The organism is Mesorhizobium sp. M0621 (assembly GCF_040320745.1).
Lineage (GTDB): Bacteria > Pseudomonadota > Alphaproteobacteria > Rhizobiales > Rhizobiaceae > Mesorhizobium.
This window is the reverse complement of the sequence record NZ_JAMYQF010000031.1, coordinates 23,698-40,349: the sequence shown is the minus strand read 5'-3', so window position 1 is coordinate 40,349 and position 16,652 is coordinate 23,698. Positions and strand designations below refer to the sequence as shown.

9 protein-coding genes are annotated in these 16,652 nt (G+C 64.4%); 6 read left to right on the top strand and 3 right to left on the bottom strand.

Annotated elements, in window-relative coordinates:
• Positions 1-118: 118 nt before the first annotated feature.
• Both NKI38_RS20670 and NKI38_RS20665 read left to right on the top strand, forming a co-directional pair.
• The gene (locus NKI38_RS20670) at positions 119-1,909 is read left to right on the top strand and encodes a hypothetical protein (protein WP_352660051.1); all 1,791 of its coding nucleotides are present in this window, start codon (positions 119-121) and stop codon (positions 1,907-1,909) included.
• Positions 1,910-3,027: 1,118 nt separating this feature from the next.
• Positions 3,028-3,693 carry an HAD-IA family hydrolase gene (locus NKI38_RS20665; RefSeq protein WP_352660049.1) on the top strand — a complete coding sequence of 222 codons (666 nt, stop codon included), beginning with the start codon at positions 3,028-3,030 and terminating at the stop codon, positions 3,691-3,693.
• Positions 3,694-3,776: 83 nt separating this feature from the next.
• On the opposite strand, the gene NKI38_RS20660 is transcribed toward NKI38_RS20665, so the two are convergent.
• Positions 3,777-3,998, bottom strand: a complete 222-nt coding sequence (locus tag NKI38_RS20660; RefSeq protein ID WP_352632914.1) for a DUF1674 domain-containing protein — start codon at positions 3,996-3,998, stop codon at positions 3,777-3,779.
• 208 nt (positions 3,999-4,206) lie between these two features.
• Here NKI38_RS20660 and htpX point away from each other — a divergent pair, with 208 nt between their 5' ends.
• The 4 genes from htpX to purH all read left to right on the top strand — a co-directional run bounded on the left by htpX (position 4,207) and on the right by purH (position 10,289).
• Entirely contained in the window at positions 4,207-5,229 is a 1,023-nt protein-coding gene (htpX, locus tag NKI38_RS20655; RefSeq protein WP_352660047.1) for a zinc metalloprotease HtpX, read from the top strand.
• Positions 5,226-6,614, top strand: a complete 1,389-nt coding sequence (locus tag NKI38_RS20650) for an RsmB/NOP family class I SAM-dependent RNA methyltransferase (protein WP_352660045.1) — start codon at positions 5,226-5,228, stop codon at positions 6,612-6,614. Before htpX ends, NKI38_RS20650 begins: the two co-directional genes overlap by 4 nt.
• Positions 6,615-6,861: 247 nt before the next feature.
• Positions 6,862-8,586: a heparinase II/III family protein gene (locus tag NKI38_RS20645; protein ID WP_352660044.1), complete on the top strand. Its 1,725-nt coding sequence runs from the start codon at positions 6,862-6,864 to the stop codon at positions 8,584-8,586.
• 86 nt (positions 8,587-8,672) lie between these two features.
• Positions 8,673-10,289, top strand: coding sequence for a bifunctional phosphoribosylaminoimidazolecarboxamide formyltransferase/IMP cyclohydrolase (gene purH, locus NKI38_RS20640; RefSeq protein WP_352660043.1), 1,617 nt, complete (start codon positions 8,673-8,675; stop codon positions 10,287-10,289).
• 30 nt (positions 10,290-10,319) lie between these two features.
• On the opposite strand, the gene NKI38_RS20635 is transcribed toward purH, so the two are convergent.
• Positions 10,320-11,696: an MFS transporter gene (locus NKI38_RS20635; RefSeq protein ID WP_352660041.1), complete on the bottom strand. Its 1,377-nt coding sequence runs from the start codon at positions 11,694-11,696 to the stop codon at positions 10,320-10,322.
• Positions 11,697-11,835: 139 nt separating this feature from the next.
• A complete protein-coding gene (locus NKI38_RS20630; protein ID WP_352660039.1) occupies positions 11,836-16,650 on the bottom strand; it encodes an NAD-glutamate dehydrogenase in 4,815 nt (1,604 codons plus the stop codon).
• Positions 16,651-16,652 lie beyond the last annotated feature (2 nt).

The following is a 16,652-nucleotide window of genomic DNA, read 5'->3' as shown; positions in this document are numbered from 1 at the left end:
CGTCGACCTCGAAGCAAGTGACTTCGCGAGCGATCCAAGGCCTAGCCAGCGCCAAGGTGAGGGCCAAAGCACCGCTTCACGAGCTTAAGAATACACCCAAGACCGCACGGGCACGCCAATGCCAAATCATCTTGCTGAGATTTACGCAAACGATGCAGATATTGCCGTACTGGGCGGGATAGCAATACTTGCATCAGTGGGCATCTATCTTGTGCTTCGGCGCATTGCTATCGGAGTGCAAAGGTGGCGGCGCCTAAAACCAGATGCCTACCTGAGCGAAGGCGTATCTTATCCTCCCGGGGAGGCTTCTTGGGACTGGCAAGGCCCGGTCGACCCTGCAACCGAGCGTGCCCCTTCTTCTCAGGTTGCAGCTCTTTCAGACACGGCAGACCTGAATGTTCGGCCTCAGAATGCCAACTACCGTCATTTTGGGGTGCGGGTCGAACATTTCGACGCAAGTTCCGAAGCCTGCGCGCGCTCGTCAGTGGCCCAGACCAGTGCTTTTGCTTCCGCAACCGACATACCGCAATCCGGCCGATTGCGTCGCAAAGTTGCTCAGTTGGCCAATCCGGCGCATCGCGGTTTGAAGGTCATAGCGCAAACGGGACGATCCAGCCTGGATCCCGACCCGACCATCGCGACAGCCTCACCCCCTCGCGTTCTCAGGCCGATCGGTCTTGTACTCCGTTTGGGCGTCGCCGCAATCTGTCTGGCCGTGCCGCTTGGCTATGCGATGACGAGACAAAACTGGATCGAAAGAGCCCCCGCCATTTCGCAGGCGCAAGGCCCTGCCCATCCGGAACCTTCGCGATCCTTCGAGCTTCCTGCGAGTGCTGCGCTAGGCATGCATAGACCAGCCCAGGGAGACGGGCGCACGAATGTCGAATTGCTCAATCCGGATCTTGGGGCAGCTCGGGCGCAAGTCGGGGCAGTTCGTGCTCAGGCAGCCGCTGCCAGGGAATTGGCCCGCCAGGAGCAGGGGGCGGCGGAAGGCGAGCGCGCGAGGAGCGCCGCTCTGCAGAAAGCGCTCCTGGAGTCGAGCAAGCAGATCGGCGCGCTGAGGGCAACCATGGCAGCCGCCGACAACGCACGCGAGGAGCGATTGCGCAACGAACTCGCGGCAGCTCGAACCCTTGACGCACTTCGACGCATTGCGGGAGATGCCCGCACGCTGCTGCGCGAGACCGCCAACTATGTTTTTGTGGAGATGCCCGCTGCTCATCTGGAGCGTCAGCGAACGGAGTGGCTGGCGCGCGAGCTATCGCGAGCGCGGGCGCAAATTGAACAGCTTGAGATCGAGACCGCCAAGGATCGCACCAAGGCCAAGGCTTCGCTGGCGCAAGCGAGCGGAATGCTCGATGACGAGCGCCGGAAGTCTGCGGACCTTCGTGGCGATCTCGCCAAAGTCAAACTGTCCAATGCCGCGCTCGTGGAGCGCGCGGACGCGGCTGAGCAGGAACGGACCGGTGCAGTCACAGCGAGAGAGCGTGCCGAACAGACTGCAGCCGAGACGGCGCAGGCTCTGGCACGAGAACGCGCTGCAGCAGTCTCGATCCATGAGGATATCGACAGAACTCGCCGCGAGCGCGACGCCGCCCGAGCAATCGTGGCAGAGGTCGCCGGCTTGAAGACGGCTCTGGACAAGCAACGTGAAGCCGCTGCTTCTCTTGCCCGCGACCTGGCCACCGCGCGCGCCGACAATGACAGGCTCAGGACTGAGCGCCCCAGCGCGCAGGTCGAACCGTCGCCGAGGCCGCGTTCCGCCCGCGCAGCAGCCGCGACCGGCCAAGTGAAGACTGTCAGCCAGAAGACTGCACGCAGCAAGGTTCGCAATCCGTCGCGGACGACCCGCGTGCGTTCTATCACACTTCCCTATTCGCTCAGGCCGATACAGACGACATTGGAGTAATTTCCAAAACGACGGCGCGATCCCTCTTTAAGGCCCCGATTATTAGGTCATAGCCTCGCGCCCTCCGTTAGGCCGGGATGAGTCATCTCTTTCGAATTCGCCCTGCTCCCTCGGCAAGGAGTTCTGCGCGATGCGCTATGTCAGTCCGATAACGCTGCCTGTCGCATCCAATTGGCATTGAATCGGCGCCCGCCGCGTCTCTACGTTGCCTTGCCGCGCATAGTCGATGCTGACCTCAATGGGAGCCGAGATCGTATCTGGGCTCAGGCGATGTATGAAACCTGCGCTGCTGACGCGCACACTGGTCGCATCGAACGGGGCGGCGGCCGACTCGACTGCATCATGGCAGGCGCGAACGACTTCATTCGGGACGCCCGGCAGCGCTACGATTGGACTGACCGTTGATGAATTGTTGCTGTCGTTGGAAGGCTGTAGGGTGGGCGGGAGGCCGAGCGACTGTCCGCGATCTGCGGATGGGACGGTACTGGCTGTAGTTGGCGCCTCTACGGTCGTTGTAGTGGCGCTGGTCTCGCCGTCGTCCACCGGTGAACTACTGCTGGGGTCGCCGCCAAGCCCTTTGTGCGGGCCGCTGTTGCGGCCTTCGCTGCGATGGCCGCCAGCGCCGTGGCTTCCGCCATCATTGCCTCCACCATTGTCACCATGATGGCCGCCAGCGCCTTGCCCTCGGCCGTTCTGGCCGCCGGCTGCAGCGCCAGCACAAGCTACCGCGATCGAGCAAGCGACTGCAAGAAATGCCCAGCTGGATCCACGGGATTGACGCACGACGACCTCCATAGGTGTGTCGGTCTGACCGTCTTTCCGCGGCATGCAGTCAGAACGGCGCAAACCGCCGCTGCCCCCAAAGGCGAACTCGCGAGTAAGGCGCCCACGGAAGCAATTAGGGGAGGAGTCCGGCGTAGCAAGGCCCCCGGCCCTTCCGATTGTCGAGCAACCCAGCTACCGATTCGCACAATGTTCAGCCGACCTGATTGGAGGAGTTATCTATGCCAACATTCCGGAGGGACCATCGAAAAGGTGACCCCTCACGCCTTCCCATAAGGACGCCGCGACGTTAGGTTCGGCGACCGCCACAAGCACCCCCTTACTCAAGGAAAACCATGTACGCAGGCAGAAAATTCGCGGCCTTCCTCTTCGATATGGACGGCACGCTCATCAATTCCATCGCCTCGGCGGAACGGGTATGGAGCGATTGGGCACGCCGCCAAGGCCTCGACGTCGCCGCCTTCCTGCCGACGATCCATGGCGTGCGGGCAATCGAGACCATCACCGGCCTGGCACTCCCAGGCGTCGACCCGGCGCGCGAGGCTGAATTGCTGCTGAAGGCCGAGGCGGCCGATCTGGACGGCATTCTCCAGATCGCCGGCGCCGTGGCGTTTCTCAACGCGCTGCCGCCCGAGCGTTGGGCGATCGTGACCTCCGCGCCACGTGAACTGGCGCTGTTGCGCATGAAGGCTGCCGGCATCCCTGTCCCGGCCGTTCTCGTCGCGGCGGAAGATGTTTCCCACGGCAAGCCGGCGCCCGATTGCTTCCGGCTTGGCGCGGAACGGCTCGGCTTCGATGCACGCGACTGCCTCGTGTTCGAAGATGCTCCGGCTGGCATCATCGCAGCCGAGGCGGCGGGCGCGGCGGTCATGGTCATCAACGCCACGCATACGCATCCGTTGCCAACACAGCATGCCGCGATCGCGGGCTACGACGGCGTCGGCATCACCGTTGACGAGCGTGGCTGGATCGCGCTCGAGCCGCAGCGCAGCGCCGCCTAAAGATGTAGCGCAACGCCGTCCAAAGGTGTGTTGAGATTCAGGTCAGGCTTGCAGGTCAGCATCACCTGAATATCAACATATCCTTAGAAGTCGCTGGTCAGGCCCTTTACCTCCCAGTCGCCATAGCGACCGGGCTCCTTCCCGCTGCGGCCGCCGATTTCCTTCGGCACTGCGGCTTCCTTCTCCAGATACTTCACGCGTCTCGCTTCGGCTTCCGCGAGCGCACGTCTGGCTGCTGGCGTCAGCGTCTTTGGCTCGACGTCACGGCCAAGGTCGGCATCGATTTTACTGGTTTCGTCGTTCATGCGATATTTCCAGCGGATTGAAACAGGAACTGGCGTTTCCCATCATATAGCGATGAACTCACGCATGACCCCGAAAATCGGAATCGATTTTCGGAAAGGATCATGCGCAAAATAAGAGCGTTACAGCGTCCTTTGCGCGTCCGAAAGGACGCGCGGCGCTGTAATGACGATCGACCCCCTTTCGCTATCGCCTCGACAGGAGCAGACGATGAACACAATTCGCACCGCCATGCTTCTTGCCGCAATGACGGCACTGTTCATGGGTGTCGGCTTTTTGATCGGCGGATCGGGCGGCATGATGATCGCGCTGCTGATCGCCGCCGGCACCAATCTGTTCAGCTATTGGAACGCGGACAAAATGGTGCTGTCGATGAACCGCGCCGTCGAGGTCGACGAAAGGACCGCGCCCGAATATTATGCTATCGTCCAGTCGCTGGCCAAACAGGCTGGCCTGCCGATGCCGAAGACCTACCTGATCGACAATCCGCAGCCGAACGCCTTCGCCACCGGCCGCAATCCGCAAAACGCGGCGGTCGCCGCCTCCACCGGTCTGTTGCAAGCTTTGACGCATGAAGAAGTCGCAGCTGTCATGGCGCACGAACTCGCCCATGTGCAGCACCGCGACACGCTGACCATGACGATCGTCGCCACCTTTGCCGGCGCCATCTCGATGCTCGGCAACTTCGCCTTCTTCCTTGGCGGCAACCGCGACAACAACAGCCCGTTCGGCTTTGTCGGCGTGCTGGCGGCGATGATCGTGGCGCCCTTTGCCGCGATGATCGTGCAGATGGCTGTCAGCCGGACCCGCGAATACGAGGCCGACCGGCGCGGCGCTGAAATCTGTGGACACCCGCTCTGGCTGGCATCCGCCCTTGACAAGATCGCTCGCGGCGCCGAACGCATCCGCAACCCCGATGCCGAGCGCAATCCGGCAACCGCGCATCTCTTCATCATCAATCCTCTTTCCGGCGAGCGTATGGACAGTCTGTTTTCCACACACCCGAACACAGAAAACCGCATCGCTGCTCTGCAGGCGATGGCGCAGCAGATGCAAGGCGGCGAAACCCGGGCCGCCCCGCGCCAGGCCCCGACGCCACGGCAGGCGGACGAACAGCGGCCATCCGGCCCCTGGGACCAGGCAGCACAACCCGAGCAGCCGGCGGAACCAGCCAAGCCGAAATCCAACCCGTGGGGCCGCAACCCGACCGGGCCCAAGGGCCGGTGGTCGTGAGCGTGGCGGACAGAGGACCTCGACGCACGGTTTCAGGCGATCAGGAACACAAAGACGGCGGCGACTTCGTTGCCGGCCTCGCCGCCCGCAAGACGGCGGCGCGCCTGCTTGCCGCCGTCATCGATGCCCGGACACCGCTTGACGGGCTGACCGATCATGAGAACGGCCACCCGCAATACAAGGCGCTCGACCTGCGCGACCGTGGCCTGGTCCGCGCCATTCTGGTCACCGCATTGCGCTATCGCATGACCATATCGGGGCTGCTGGCGCGGCGCCTGGAAAAGCCGCTGCCGCCCAACGCTACCGCGCTGTCGCACATATTGCATGTGGCAGCCGCACAGATCCTGTTCCTCGACATTCCCGATAGCGCCGCGGTCGACCTCGCTGTGACCCATGCCAAGTCCGATCCGCGCACGGTGCGATTCTCCGGCCTCGTCAACGGCGTGCTGCGCACGCTGGCGCGCGCCAAGGAAACGGAACTGCCTGCTGCCCTCGCCGCCACCGACGAAGCGCCCAAATGGTTTTCCGAGCGGCTGAAGGCCACCTATGGCCCAGAGAAGGCAAGGCAGATCCTGGAAGCCCACCGCGTCGAGGCGCCGGTCGACTTTTCAGTCAAAGCCGATCCCGAGCTTTGGGCCGAAAGGCTCGGCGGCATCGTCCTGCCGACCGGCACGATCCGGGTCGAGAATCTCGTCGGGCCCGTCACCGAACTGCCCGGCTTTGCCGATGGCGCCTGGTGGGTCCAGGACGCCGCGGCCAGTCTGCCTGCCCGGTTGTTCGGCGATGTCAGGGGACTTCGCGTCGCCGATCTCTGCGCGGCCCCCGGCGGCAAGACCGCGCAGCTCATTCTCGCCGGCGCCAAGGTCACCGCCGTCGACACCTCGAAAAACCGGCTGGTGCGGCTGACGCAAAACCTCGACCGTCTCGGTCTGTCCGCCGAGATCGTCCAGGCCGACCTGCTCAAATACGAGCCGAAGGAATTGTTCGACGCCGTTCTCCTCGACGCGCCCTGCTCGTCGACCGGCACGGTGCGGCGGCATCCCGATGTGCCATGGACCAAGACGGTGGCCGATGTCGAAAAACTCGCCGACCTGCAACGCAGGCTGCTCGGCCGCGCCGTCACGCTGGTGAAACCCGGCGGTCGGATCGTTTTTTCCAACTGTTCGCTCGACCCGCTCGAAGGCGAGGACCTCTATCGCGCCTTTCTGGCCGGCACGGCTGACATAGCCAATGATCCGCTGCAGCAAAGCGAGATCGCCGGCATCGATCCGTTCCTGACGCCACAAGGCACACTGCGCACCACGCCCGCCGATCTGGATCTTGGTTCGCCCGGGGTTTCCGGTCTCGATGGCTTCTTCGCGGCTCGCATCCGCCGAGCCGGCTAATGCATGTCGCCCAAAAGTGTGCAGCGGTTTTGGGACAACGACATGCATAAAACAGAATACCAAAGCGCGTTGCATTCGACCGGTCGGGCGCGACGCGCTTTGACTTAACTGCCCGGATTTACCGGCTTTTTGGCGATTATCGGGGTCAATACCGGGTGAGCCGGCATCGTCCGATGGAATTCGCCTTCGCACGAGTCCAGCAATCATGTAAACTCGGTGATGGGGTAGAGGACGATCAGGAGGGGTTTTGGCAGTTGCTGCCAGCAGCACGACGCGCCTGTGGACGCTTGTCGCGAAGGAGTTCTGGCGCAAAACGCGCCGGCGCCTGCGTGCCGGGCCGGTCTACCGCTGGCGCTATTTTGGCCGCACGCCGGAACGTGTGCTGATCGCACCGCCGGACCTGCGCCTCGCCGACCCGCAGATCGCACTCGAGATCTACTACGGCCGCTATCCCCTGTCGGGGCATCTGGTCGAGACCGGCGGCAAGTCGCCTTTCCAGATCAACGTGCCCAATCATGGCTGGCAGAAAACGCTGCACGGTTTTCGCTGGCTGCGCCACATGCGCGCCGCCGCCACCGACCTTGCCGCCGCCAACGCCCGCGCCCTGGTTTCCGACTGGATCGTCATGCATGGCAGCCATATTTCCGGCGTCGCCTGGGAGTCCGGCACGACGGCCAAGCGCATCATCGCCTGGCTGCAGCACTCCTCCGTCGTGTTGCAGGGGGCCGAGTTTCCCTTCTACCGCGCCTTCCTGAAATCGCTCGCCGTCCAGATCCGCTACCTCAGGTCGATGGCGCGCGAAATGCCGGACGGCAAGGACAGGCTGCGCGCCCGCATCGCGCTCGCCTTCGCCGCTTTGTCCCTGCCGGCGCCGGCCTCGGCGCTGCGTGGCGCGACCCGCAACCTTGCCGTGGAACTCGACCGCCAGATCCTTGCCGACGGCGGACACATTTCGCGCAATCCGATGGTCGTCTTGGAAATCCTCGCCGACCTTCTGCCGCTGCGGCAGACCTATGCCAATCAGGCGGAGACGCCGCCGCAGGCGCTGATCGGCGCCATCGACCGCATGCTGCCGGCGCTGCGCTTCTTCCGCCATCAGGACGGCAGCCTCGCCCGTTTCAACGGCATGGGCGCCACCATCCATGACCGCATCGCCACCATCCTGCGCCATGACGACACCGCCGGCGCGCCGCTGCTGCATGCGCCGCATTCCGGCTATGAGCGCCTGTCGATGGGCGGCGTGACGGTCATAGCCGACACCGGCCTGCCGCCGCCGATCGACGTGTCCAACGCCGCGCACGCCAGCTGCCTCGCCTTCGAGCTGTCGTCCGGCCGCCAGCACTACATCGTCAATGCCGGCATCGACACCTATGGCGCGGCTGAATTCCGGCCGCTGGCGCGCGCCACCGCCGCGCACTCGACCGCCACCATCAACGACACCTCGTCGGCACGCTTCAGCCATTCGCTGCGCGTCAACGACCTGCTCGGTTCGCCGCTGATCGGCGGCCCGCAGCATGTGCAGTGCAAGCGCACCGACCAGAAGGGCATTCAGGGGTTCATCGCCCGCCATGATGGCTATGTCCCCCGCTTCGGCTTCCTGCATGAGCGCGAACTGAAGCTCTCCTCGGACGGCAATGTGCTGGCCGGCAGGGACCGCTTCCAGCGGCCCGGCAATGCGGCGATCCGCAACAACGGCCGCGACTTCGTCACCGTCCGCTTCCACGTCCACCCCGACATCAGCTTGCTGCAGGACGAGCATGATCGCCTGGTGATGACCGCCGACCAGGCCGACACGTGGGTGTTTACAGCAGCCGAAGTGGTGCCGGAGGTCGAGGAGTCGATCTATTTCGCCGGTCTCGGCGGCCCGCGCCGCAGCCGCCAGATCGTGCTCGCCTTCAAGGCCTCGGAAGTCGCCGAAATCCACTGGCAGCTGACGCGTACCAGCATCGCCGGTTATCCGGAAAACAGCTGAGCCTGCCTGACCGCCGGTTTGATTTCCGGGCGGCATGTGCTACGGGCGCGGCATCCATCACACCAGTCGTGAAAGGCCGCCACCCCATGGCCGTCGCCGCCAAGAACATTCCCGCGCCTGACCTCGTTCCGATGCGTCGCGCCCTGCTCTCCGTTTTCGACAAGACCGGGCTCATCGATTTCGCCAAAGCGCTGGCAGCGGCGGGCGTCGAGTTGGTCTCGACCGGCGGCACGGCAAAGGCGATCGCCGAAGCGGGCCTGGCGGTGCGCGACGTCTCTGAGCTCACCGGTTTTCCCGAGATCATGGATGGCCGCGTCAAGACCTTGCATCCCAGCGTGCATGGCGCGCTGCTTGGCGTGCGCGACGATCCGGAGCATTCCGCGGCAATGCGCAAATACGGCATCGAGCCGATCGATCTCGTCGTCTCCAATCTCTATCCGTTCGAGGAGGTCCGCCGCTCCGGCGCCGATTACGCATCGATCGTCGAGAACATCGACATCGGCGGACCGGCAATGATCCGCGCCTCGGCCAAGAACCATGCCTATGTCGCCATCGTCACCGATCCCGGCGACTACGCCTCGGTGCTGAACGCGCTGGAGATGAACATCGGCTCGCTGTCGCTGGATTTCCGCAAGAAGCTGGCGGCCAAGGCCTTTGCCCGCACCGCCACCTATGACGCGGCGATCTCCGGCTGGTTGGCGGAAGCGCTCGAGATCGAACACCCGACCTGGCGCGCCTTTGGCGGCAGGCTGGTCGAGGTGATGCGCTACGGCGAGAACCCGCATCAGAGCGCCGGCTTCTACGTCAATGGCGACAAGCGGCCGGGCGTCGCCACGGCGCGCCAGCTTCAGGGCAAGCAGCTGTCCTACAACAACATCAACGACACCGACGCCGCCTTCGAACTGGTCGGCGAATTCGATCCGAACCACTCAGCCGCCGTCGCCATCATCAAGCACGCCAACCCGTGCGGCGTCGCCGAAGGCGCTTCGCTGAAGGCGGCCTACGTCAAGGCGCTGGCCTGCGATCCGGTTTCGGCCTTCGGCGGCATCGTCGCTGTGAATCGCATCCTCGACGCCGAGGCCGCCGGAGAAATCGTCAAGACCTTCACCGAGGTGATCATCGCGCCCGGCGCGACCGATGAGGCAGCAGCAATCGTCGCGGCAAAGAAAAACCTGCGCCTGCTGGTCACCGGTGGCCTGCCGGACCCGCGCACATCAGGCACGACGGTCAAATCCGTCGCGGGCGGCCTGCTCGTCCAGTCCCGCGACAACGCCGTCGTCGACGACCTTGAGTTGAAGGTGGTGACCAAGCGCGCGCCGACGCCGGCCGAAATGGCCGACCTGAAATTCGCCTTCCGCATCGCCAAGCACGTCAAGTCCAACGCCATCGTCTACGTCAAGGCCGGTGCCACCGTCGGCATCGGCGCCGGCCAGATGAGCCGGGTCGACTCCTCACGCATCGCCGCGCGCAAGGCACTCGGCGCCGCCGAGGCGGCGGGCCTTGCCGAACCGCTGACCAAGGGCTCGGTCGTCGCCTCCGACGCCTTCTTCCCCTTCGCCGATGGGCTGCTGGCCGCGATCGCCGCCGGCGCCACCGCCGTCATCCAACCGGGCGGCTCGATGAACGACAAGGGCGTCATCGCTGCCGCCGACGAACACGGCATCGCCATGGTGTTTACGGGCGTGAGGCATTTCCGGCATTGAGCGTTTGCGGAAAAGGAAGAAGCGCTGTTGCTATTCGCTTGGCCGGTCCGCCGGATAGGGCGTCTTGACCAGGATCGCCATGCCGAGCCCAAGGAACAGCACGATCACCGCCATGCCGAGGCGCGCCGAGCCACTGGCCAGGGTGACGGACGCGACCATGAACGGCGCCAAGAAACTGGTTGCCCTGCCGGCCAGCGCGTAAATGCCGAAATAACGGCCGGATTCGGCGGCTGTGACGCTGCGCGCCATATAGGACCGTGACGACGCCTGCACGGGCCCGAAAGCCACGCCGATTAACAGGCCGAAGAAGATGTAGGCCTTTTCCGCCGCCGTACCGAACAGGCCGCCACTGTCTGGTCCGGGCATCATCCAGAGGCCGAACAAAGTGTAGCCCGGTCCGGTCGAGACGATGCCGATCGTGGCGATGCCGAGCAGGACCAGCGAGATCATCACGATGGTTTTTGAACCAAGTGCCGTGTCGAGACGAGCTGCAACCAGACAGCCGAAGATGGCGACGACGTTGAGAATGATGCCGAAAATGCCGATCTCGGTGATCGACCAATGGAACATTGCAGCCGCAAACGTACCACCCAGCGCCAGCAGCGCATTGACCCCGTCCTGATAGATCATGCGGGCGACGAGGAAGCGAAAGATACCGCTGCGCTTGCGCACCTCACCCAGTGTTACTTTCAGCTCCGCCAGCCCCTCTCGCACCGCCGGCCCGATCGGGATGCCCTTGATAGCGTCCGGCGTGAAGAAGAACATCGGCAGGATGAAGAGGAAATACCAGCCGGCCGACAGCGGCCCGGTGGCCCGGGCGTCCTCGCCGAGCTTCGGGTCGAGCCCGAACAGCGGGTCGATGCCGATGATCGTCTTGCCCGTTTCCGGCGAACCGGCCATGCAGGCGACCACGAAGATCAGCGCGATCATCCCGCCGAGATAACCAAGGCCCCAGGCCATGTTGGAAATCCGGCCGATCTCGCTCTTCGGCACCAGGCGCGGCATCATCGAATCGTTGAACACGGTCGAAAATTCGGCCGCGACCGACGCCAGCGAGAACAAGAACACGACCATGAAAAGGTTCGAACCGGGGGCCGCGAACCAAAGCAGGCAAAGGCTGGTGACCTTGACCGCGGCGAAGAACGCTATCCACGGCTTGCGTGGGCCGGTCTGATCGGCGATCGAGCCGAGGACCGGCGACAGCACGGCGATGACCAGGCCCGCCGCGGCGATGCCGTAACCCCAGGCCGCCTGGCCGGTTTCCGGATCGCTCGCCATGCGCGAGACGAAGTAAGGCCCGAAGATGAAGGTGGTGACGACCGTGAAGAACGGCTGCGCCGCCCAGTCGAACAGCATCCATCCCCAGATGCCGCGCCCAGACGCACGCTGCAGTGCTACTTCGGTCATGTCCCCTCCGATCGCCTTTGTAACGCTAGCGGTTGGCCCCATGTCTGCATGTTTTGCAGTGCGCATGCAAACGACCACGATTGGCGCAGCTTATCAGCCGGCTGAACGGGCGGCGCCAACCGCGCCGAACGAATCTCGCTCACATCCCCGTCAGATCGCTCATCAGCCCGGAAGCGACCGATAGCCGCGACACGGTGATGTCGCCGCCCTCGGTGAGCGCCTGCAGCCGGTCGCGGATGCGCGCCACTCGTTCGCCACCGGCTTCCAGCCAGGCTGCTACCGGATCGGCCGTCTTGGCGTGGCCGGTGAGCGCCGCCACAGCGATGCCGCGCCGTGCGGCGCCGATCGTGTCGGTGGCACGCGAAAGCGCCAGCTGGTCGTAATAGTCCGATGGCGTGATCGAGCGTGCAGCGTCCTCGACACGAGGGATACGGAAGGCATCGCTGACCGCGAAGAACGCCCTGGCCGCCGCGACGATGTCGGCGCCGGCCGTACGCGCCGTCAGCGCGATGTCGGGGATCAGTTCCGCCACCTCGCTCAGCGCCAGCTGCTCGGCCAGCCGTTCCGGCGCGCCGCTCTTGAACAGCCCGTGCCGCTTCTCCTCGATCCGCTCGCGCGAGAAAGCCGGCAGCAGCGAAACGAGCTTGGGCTCCAGCGCCTTGCGGGCTTCCAGCAGCTCAGTGATGCGCTGGCCAAGCGGTGCCGTGCCGGTATCGTTCTTCAGATACCAGCCGCTGGTCACGTAGATCAGCCGGCTGACCATCTGATAGAGATCGAGCTGCACCTGGCCGTCGATCTGGTTGTCGAGCGCGTCGATCTCGCGATAGAGCGCCGGCAAGGCAAAACCATCGCGCACCACCGCGAAGGTGCGCACCACGTCGGCGGCGGTGCGCCCCGTCGCTTCCTGCAGCCGGTTGACGAAGGACGGGCCGCCGCGATTGACCAGATCGTTGGCGACGACCCGCGTGATGATCTCGCGGCGCAGCCGGTGGCCGTGGATCTCGGCGACGTATTTCTTCGCCATCCGGTCCGGGAAATAGCCCATCAGGTCGCGGTCGAAATGCGCATCGTCCGGCACGTCGCTGGCGACGATGTCGGAAAACAGCACGATCTTGGCATAGGCGAGCAGCACACCGAGCTCGGCCCTGGTCAGCGGTTCGCCGCGCGCTTCGCGCTCGGCGAGTGCCGCCGGCGACGGCAGCGTCTCGACGGCTCGGTCGAGCAGGCCGCGCGCCTCCAGCGCCGTCATGAAGCGGCTCTGATGCGCGATGTCGGCGAGGCCGCGCTTGCGCGCGATCGAAAGCGCCAGTGTTTGCTGGTAGTTGTTGGATAGGACAAGTGAGCCGACCTCGTCGGTCATCTCGGCCAGCAGCTTGTTGCGGGCCGGACGCGTCAACGATCCCTTGCGCATGGCGGACGCCAGCGCGATCTTGATGTTGACCTCGACGTCGGAGCAGTTGACGCCGCCGGAATTGTCGATGGCGTCGGAATTGCAGCGGCCTCCATTCATGCCGAACTCGATACGCGCCCGCTGCGTGACGCCGAGATTGGCGCCCTCGCCGATCACCTTGGCGCGCACGTCGAGCGCGGTGATGCGGACGGCATCATTGGCGCGGTCACCTACCTCGGCGTTGGTCTCGGTCGATGCCCTGAGATATGTACCGATGCCGCCGAACCAGAGAAGATCGACCGGCGCCTTGAGGATGGCGGTCATGATCTCGACCGGCGTTGCGGTGGTCTTGGCCAAGCCGATCGCCGCCGCCGCTGCCGCCGGCAAGGTGATCGACTTCTGGTTGCGCGAGACGATGATGCCGCCTTCCGACAGTTTGGTCTTGTCGTAGTCCTGCCAACTCGAGCGGGGGAGAGCGAACATGCGCTCGCGCTCGGCCATCGACGCCGCCATATCCGGATCGGGATCTATGAAGATGTCGCGATGGTCGAAGGCGGCGATCAGCCGGGTCTTCGGCGACAAAAGCATGCCGTTGCCGAACACGTCGCCCGACATGTCGCCGACACCGACGACGGTGAAGGGCGAGGTCTGGATGTCGCGGTTGATCTCGCGGAAATGCCGCTTGACCGCTTCCCAGGCGCCCTTGGCGGTGATGCCCATCTTCTTGTGATCGTAGCCGGCCGAGCCGCCGCTGGCGAAGGCGTCATCGAGCCAGAAGCCGTGCTTCTCTGAGATCGCATTGGCGGTGTCGGAGAAGGTCGCCGTGCCCTTGTCGGCGGCGACGACGAAATACGGATCGTCCGGGTCGCGGCGCACGACGCCGGCCGGCGGGATGACACCGTCGAGGCCGATATTGTCGGTGATCGACAGCAGGCTGGAGACGAAGTTCTTGTAGGCCGATGTGCCGGCCTCGAAGATCGCATCGCGGCCGGCGCTCATCGGCAGCTTCTTGGGATAGAAGCCGCCCTTGGCGCCGACCGGCACGATGACGGCGTTCTTGACCTGCTGCGCCTTGACCAGGCCGAGCACCTCGGTGCGATAGTCCTGGGCGCGGTCCGACCAGCGCAGGCCGCCGCGCGCCACCGGACCGAAGCGCAGGTGCAGCCCCTCGACCTCGGAACCGTAGACGAAGATCTCCCGCCACGGCCGCGGCGCCGGCAATCCTTCCACCGCATGCGAATCGAGCTTGATCGCCAGCGACTGGCCTTTCTCTTTCGTATCGGCAACGAAATGATTGGTGCGCAGCGAGGCGTCGATCAGATTGAGATAACGCCGGATGATGGTGTCGTCGTCGATATTCGGCACATCTTCCAGCGCGTCCTTGATCTTGGCCTTGAGGTGCTTTGCCGCGACAACGCCTTCGGTCTCGGCCGTTGGGCCAAGCCGGGCGATGAACAGCGCATGCAGGCCGCGCGCGATGTCGGGATAGCGGTTGAGCGCAGCGGCGATGAAATCCTGGCTTTGCGGAATGCCGACCTGCTGCAGATAGCGGCCATAGGCGCGCAGGATGGTGATCTCGCCCGACCACAGGCCGGCGGTCTGGGCAAGGCCGTTATAGCCGTCATTGTCGACGTCGCCGCGCCAGACGGAAAGGAACGCATCCTCGAACACCGCGCCGCCATCGGCAAGGTCGATCGGCTTGCCGTAGCTGTTCTCCAGCTCCATGTCGTGGATGAAGACCAGGCCGGGCTGATCACTACTGATCATGCCGGACTGGTCGTCGCCGACCTCGAAAGTGCGCTCGCTGATGACGCGGAAGCCGATGTTTTCCAGCACAGGCACCCGCCGCGACAACGCCACCGGGCTGCCGTGGTGATAGATCTTCAGCGACGCCTGGTGCGGCTTCTGCTCGGCATGACGATAATAGTCGATAGCGATCGGATTATCGGCGCTGATTTTGGCAATGCGCCGAGCATCGGCCAGCGCCACCGCCGCGCTGAACGAATCGCGGTAGCTTTCCGGCAGCCGCGCCGCAATCGCCTTCAACGCCTGGTCGCCGCCACTGGCCTCCGCTGCATCGGAAAGGGCATCCTCCCAGGTGCGTACGATGTCGCGGATCGCCGCCTCGATCGTCGCTTGCTCGACCTTCGGCGTCTTGCCGCCGGAGCGGCCGATGATAAAATGCACGCGCGCCAGCCCGCCTTCGGGGAAGGCTGGGTAGTAGGCCGACAGCCGGCCTTCGAAAACGGTCTTGAGATAGCTGCCGATTTTCTCGCGCACCACGCTGTCGTAACGGTCGCGCGGCACGAAGACGAGGATCGAGACGAAACGATCGAACTGGTCGGCGCGCACCAACGCCCGCACCCGCGGTCGCTCGACCAGGCCGAGAATGGCGGCTGCGTGCTTCCTCAGGATCGGCACCGGCACCTGGAACAACTCGTCGCGCGGATAGCTCTCCAAAACGTTGATCAGCGCCTTGCCGGAATGATCGTGGCGGTCGAAGCCGGACTTGGCGATGATGGTTTCGGCCTTTGAGCGGAGATAAGGGATCTTCATCACCGAGCGCGTGTAGGCGGTCGAGGTGAATAGGCCGACGATGCGCAATTCGCCCGCAAGCGTGCCCTTTGCGGTGTAGGTCTTGACGCCGATGTAATCGAGATAGATTCGGCGATGCACGGAAGACTTGGCATTGGCCTTGGTGACGATCAGCGGCTCCGGCCCATGCAGGAAGGCGCGGATTTCCGGCGTTGTCGTCACCGCTTCTGTGCCGCGCCTGAGCACCAGCACATCGGGATCGGCGAGGATGCCGAGGCCGGGCTTGTCGGCGCGTTCCAGATTGCCGCTTTCTTCGCCGCCGGTGTATTTGAATTCGCGCATGCCGAGGAAGGTGAAATTGTCGTCGCGCAGCCACTCGAGGAAGGCGATCGCCTCGGCGACGCTCTTCTTGTCGAGCGGCACGGCCGTATAGCGGAACTCGGAAATCGCCTGATCGAGGCGGGCCAGCATCGGTCTCCAGTCGTTGACGGCGGCATGAACCTGGCCGAGCATCTTGCGCAGCCGCTCGGTCAGTCCGCTCGCCTGCTCCGCGGTCAGCCGCGGGATATGGACATGGATGACGCTCAGCCGGTCGTGATTGCCGTCATCCCTAGCGAAATTGCCATCGCCGAGGATTTCGTCGACACCGCTCTTGCCGTGACGCACCACGATAACAGGGTGGGTGACAAGCGTCGGTTCGCCTGATGTCTCGGTGACCTCGCCGAGGATGGAATCGAACAGGAAGGGCATGTTGTCGTTGACGACCGTGATGACCGTCATCGGGCGGCCGTCTCGCATGACGCCGGAATCTGCATCGACGGCCACAACGCACTCGCCTTTTTTATGAGCGGCAACAGCCCGGCCGGCCAGATCGGCGGCGCGTTCGAGGTCGGCTACCTCATAAGTGGCGATGTCTTCAGCCGGCGCGCGGGCGAGCAGATAGTCGGCGAGCCTGGCTGGCCTTTCCTCCGCTTTTGTCGCTGCCGTGGCTTTTTTCTTCGGCTTGCTCGCGGATTTCACGCTGGCCATCA